Consider the following 4,512-nt stretch of genomic DNA (forward strand, 5'->3'; position numbering starts at 1 on the left):
TCTTCGCCGCCTTCACCGCGATGCTGTCGGCCGCATTCACCGCGATGCTGTCGCGACACGCAAAAGCCGGCGAGGGGAGTGCCGCATAGCCGCCGCCACCGACACCACGCAAGCCGCCGCCACCGACACCTCGCTCGATCCGCAGGACTGGAACGCGTTTCGCGCGCTCGCTCATCGCATGCTCGACGAGACGATCGACAGCATCGCCAACATTCGTGCGCGTCCGGTGTGGCAGCCGATCCCCGATGACGTCCGCGCGGCATTCAAGGCCGACGTGCCACGCGAGGCGAGCGATCTCGCCGATGTCTATCGCGAATTCGCCGAGCACGTCGCGCCCTATGCGACCGGCAACGTCCACCCCGGCTTCATGGGCTGGGTGCATGGCGGCGGCACTGCGGTCGGCATGCTCGCGGAAATGCTCGCCGCCGGCCTCAACGCCAATCTCGGCGGGCGCGACCACATGCCGATCGAGGTCGAGCGCCAGATCATCGACTGGATGCGCCGCCTTTTGGCCTTCCCGGAGAGTGCGAGCGGCATTTTCGTCACGGGCACGTCGATGGCCAACCTGATGGCGGTGCTGGTGGCGCGTACCAGCGCGCTCGGCACGCTGGCGCGACAATACGGCATCGGCAACGACGGCGCGCTGCTGACCGCCTACACGTCACGTGCCGCGCACGGCTGCGTCTCGCAGGCGATGGACATTGCCGGGCTCGGCACCGATGCGTTGCGCAAGATCGACGTCGATGCCGATCATCGCATCGACGTCGCCGCGCTGCGTGCGCAGATCGCGGTCGATCGCGAGGTCGGCTTCAAGCCGTTCCTCGTCGTCGCCTCCGCTGGCACGGTCGATATCGGCGCGATCGACGACCTCAAGGCCATCGCGGAGCTGTGCCGCGAGGAGGGAATCTGGTTTCACGTCGACGGTGCGTTCGGTGCGCTCGCGATCCTGGCGCCCGAGCTTGCGCCGGTGCTCGGCGGCATCGAGCTTGCGGATTCCATTGCGCTCGATTTCCACAAATGGGGACAGGTGCCCTACGATGCCGGCTTCCTGCTGGTGCGCGACGGCGAGCAGCATCGACAGGCCTTTGCGCAGCCGGCGGCCTATCTGAGCCGCGAGGCGAGGGGGCTTGCCGCAGGCGCGGTCTGGCCCTGCGATCTCGGTCCCGATCTGTCGCGCGGCTTCCGCGCGCTGAAGACCTGGTTCACGCTGAAGACATTCGGCACCGACCGGCTGGGTGCGGTGATCGCGCGAAGCTGCGCGCTGGCAAAATATCTGGAAGCGCGCGTGCTCGCCGAGCCGCGGCTGGAATTGCTGGCGCCGGTAAACCTCAACATCGTCTGCTTCCGTTACCGCGCCGATGATGCCGTCAATCGCGAGATCGTCGCTGATGTCCAGGAGTCCGGCATCGCTGCGCCATCAGGCACCACGCTGGACGGCAAGTTCGCGATCCGCGCCGCCATCGTCAACCACCGCACCGACGAGACGGACATCGATGCGCTGGTTGCGGCCATACTTGATTTTGGCGCACGGCGGGTCGGCGACGGAGTGATCGAGATCGAGGCGCCGCCGCTCGCGGCGCAGTAGCATCGATGCATCGCTGAAACGACAACGGCCTCGGAGGCGATCCGGGGCCGTTGTCGTTGGGCAGCGTTGTCGTGGGCGCGGGATGCGTGGCTTCGTACTGGCCCCGCAGCTTCTCCTCATAGGCGATCAGCTTGCGGGCATCCTTCAGCGCCCGGTAGAGGTCGCCGTTCAGGATGTTGTTGTTGATGGCTTCGATGATCGGCCAGGAGCTCGGCACCGCGGTGACGATGTCCCGCACGAGGTTGAAATAGGTGCCGTGCTGGGTCTGCGGATCCGGCGAGATATACATGAGCTGGACCGCCAGATAGACGAGCTTGGCGGGCGTGTTTGCGGTCTCTGGCGTGAGGATGTCGCGCTCGCGCAGGATCGGCACGTTCTCGCCGTCGATCAGGAGGCGGGCGCGCTGGTCCGTGTTGGTGATCACCGAGTTGCCGACGATGATGCGTTCGTGCGGTTTGAGCTCGACCTTGAGAGCCATGCCTGTTCTCCATCAACGCTTTCGTAACCGAGCGCTCGTTGCGGTCTATCTTGACCTGATTCTCGCTCGCAACTAGTTAACGAGTTGTGAATCTCCGTGCGGCGCGCGGAAAACACAATTAAGTTCAATATCTTATCTGTGTGGCGGCGCGGCGGTGTGGACCGCTTGCCGGGGCGAATCATGCGCCGACTCAACGAAAGCGCCGGATTGATTTCATGCTTCGTTAGATTCTCGGCGCCACGGTCCGGCGGTCGCTTGATCATGATGATCACAGCAGACGCGTAACAGTAGCGTTTACCAGAAAGGTAACAGCGTATGTCCGGCATTGTTCTCTCCTCTTCGGTTCGTCAGAACCTCCTCTCCCTCCAGTCCACCGCTGATCTTCTCGCCACCACRCAGARCCGTCTGTCGACCGGYAAGAGCGTCAACTCGGCCCTGGACAATCCSACCAACTTCTTYACGGCACAGTCGCTCGACAACCGCGCCAGCGACATCAACAAYYTGCTCGATGGCATCGCCAACGGCGTGCAGGTGCTGCAGGCYGCCAACACCGGCATCACSTCGCTGCAGAAGCTGATCGACWSYGCGAAGTCGATCGCCAACCAGGCGCTGCAGACCACGGTCGGCTACTCCACCAAGTCGAACGTCTCCRCGACGATCTCCGGTGCGACGGCGGCCGACCTGCGCGGCACGACCTCCTTTGCSAGCGCGACGGCGAGCAGCAACGTCGTGTATAGCGGCGCGGCCGGCGGCACCACGGCGGCAAGCGGCACCACGACGCTCGGCGCCACCATCGGCTCGTTCACAGGCACCGCGGGAACGGCCGGCGACGGCACCACGGCGCTGACCGGCGCCATCACCCTGATCGCCACCAACGGCACGACCGCAACCGGCCTGGCCAGCAACGCGCAGCCCGCCGACGGCGACACGCTGACCGTAAACGGCAAGACCATCACGTTCCGCAGCGGCTCGGCTCCGGCCTCGACCGCGGTTGCGTCCGGTTCTGGCGTCAGCGGTAACCTCGTCACCGACGGCAACGGCAACACCACCGTCTATCTCGGCACGGCGGGCACCCCGGCTGCGACTGTCAGCGACCTGCTGACCGCGGTCGATCTGGCCAGCGGCGTCAAGACGGTATCCATCAGCTCCGGCGCTGCGACGATCGCGACCAGCCTCAACCAGACCGCTTCGAGCGTTGGTGGCGGCGCCGTCACGCTGAAGAGCTCGACGGGTGCGGATCTGAGCGTCACCGGCAAGGCCGACCTGCTCAAGTCGCTCGGCCTGACCACGTCGGTGGGCGGCGGCAACGCCACCGTGAGCGTCAACCGGACCACGAGCTCGGGCTCGCTCGGTGCGACGATTGCGGACGGCTCGACGCTGAATGTCGACGGTCACGTCATCACCTTCAAGAACGCGCCGATCCCGGGTTCGACCGGTGCTCCGAGCGTTCCGAGCGGCTTCGGTGCCAGCGGTAACGTCCTCACCGACGGCAACGGCAACTCGACCGTCTATCTGCAGGGCGGCAACGTCAACGACGTGCTGAAGGCGATCGATCTTGCCACCGGCGTGCAGACCGCGACGGTCAACGCCAACGGCACCGCGACGCTTGCGACGGCCACCGGCCAGACCAACTCGTCGATCAACGCCTCGGGCCAGCTCAAGCTCTCGACCGGCGTCAACGCCGATCTGTCGATCACCGGCACCGGCAACGCGCTGAACGCGCTTGGCYTCGCCGGCAACACCGGGACCTCGACCGCGTTCACCGCGGCCCGTACTTCCGGCGTCGGCGGCMTCASCGGCAAGACCTTGACSTTCTCCTCCTTCAACGGCGGCACGGCGGTCAAYGTCACCTTCGGCGACGGCACCARCGGCACGGTCAAGACGCTCGATCAGCTCAACTCGAAGCTGCAGGCCAACAACCTGACGGCGACGATCGACGCCAACGGCCTGCTGACGGTCTCCACCACCAACGACTACGCGTCCTCGACCATCGGATCGAGCGCCGCGGGTGGTGCGATCGGTGGCACGCTGACCACGGCGCTGACGTTCTCGACGGCTTCCAGTCCCGTCCAGGACACGGTCGCCCAGACCTCGCGCGCGAACCTGGTGTCTCAGTACAACAACATCCTGAACCAGATCGACTCCACGGCGCAGGACTCCTCGTTCAACGGCGTCAACCTGCTCAACGGAGACCAGCTCAAGCTGGTGTTCGACGAGACCGCCAAGTCGAGCCTGAGCATCACCGGCGTGACCTACAACTCCAAGGGTCTGGGCCTCGCTGCGCTGACCAGCGGTGTCGACTTCATCGACAACGCTGCCACCAACAAGGTGTTGACCAACCTGAACTCGGCCTCGAGCACGCTGCGCTCGGAAGCCTCGGCTCTGGGTTCGAACCTGACGATTGTGCAGGTTCGTCAGGACTTCAACAAGAACCTGATCAACGTGCTGC

General features: G+C 65.3%; 2 protein-coding genes and 1 pseudogene. 2 read left to right on the forward strand and 1 reads right to left on the reverse strand.

Annotated elements, in window-relative coordinates; genetic code table 11:
• Positions 1 to 85 precede the first annotated feature (85 nt).
• Positions 86 to 1,585, forward strand: coding sequence for a pyridoxal phosphate-dependent decarboxylase family protein (locus tag AC1D00_RS34350; RefSeq protein ID WP_477013736.1), 1,500 nt, complete (start codon positions 86 to 88; stop codon positions 1,583 to 1,585).
• A 79-nt stretch (positions 1,586 to 1,664) separates the two neighbouring features.
• On the opposite strand, the pseudogene flbT reads toward AC1D00_RS34350, so the two are convergent.
• Positions 1,665 to 2,063, reverse strand: a pseudogene (gene flbT / locus AC1D00_RS34355) (flagellar biosynthesis repressor FlbT); the annotation flags it as partial.
• 315 nt (positions 2,064 to 2,378) lie between these two features.
• Here flbT and AC1D00_RS34360 point away from each other — a divergent pair.
• A partial coding sequence (locus tag AC1D00_RS34360; protein WP_477013735.1) for a DUF1522 domain-containing protein occupies positions 2,379 to 4,512 on the forward strand: 2,134 nt, incomplete at its 3' end.

It is taken from the genome of Bradyrhizobium sp. P2_E8 (assembly GCF_056403875.1).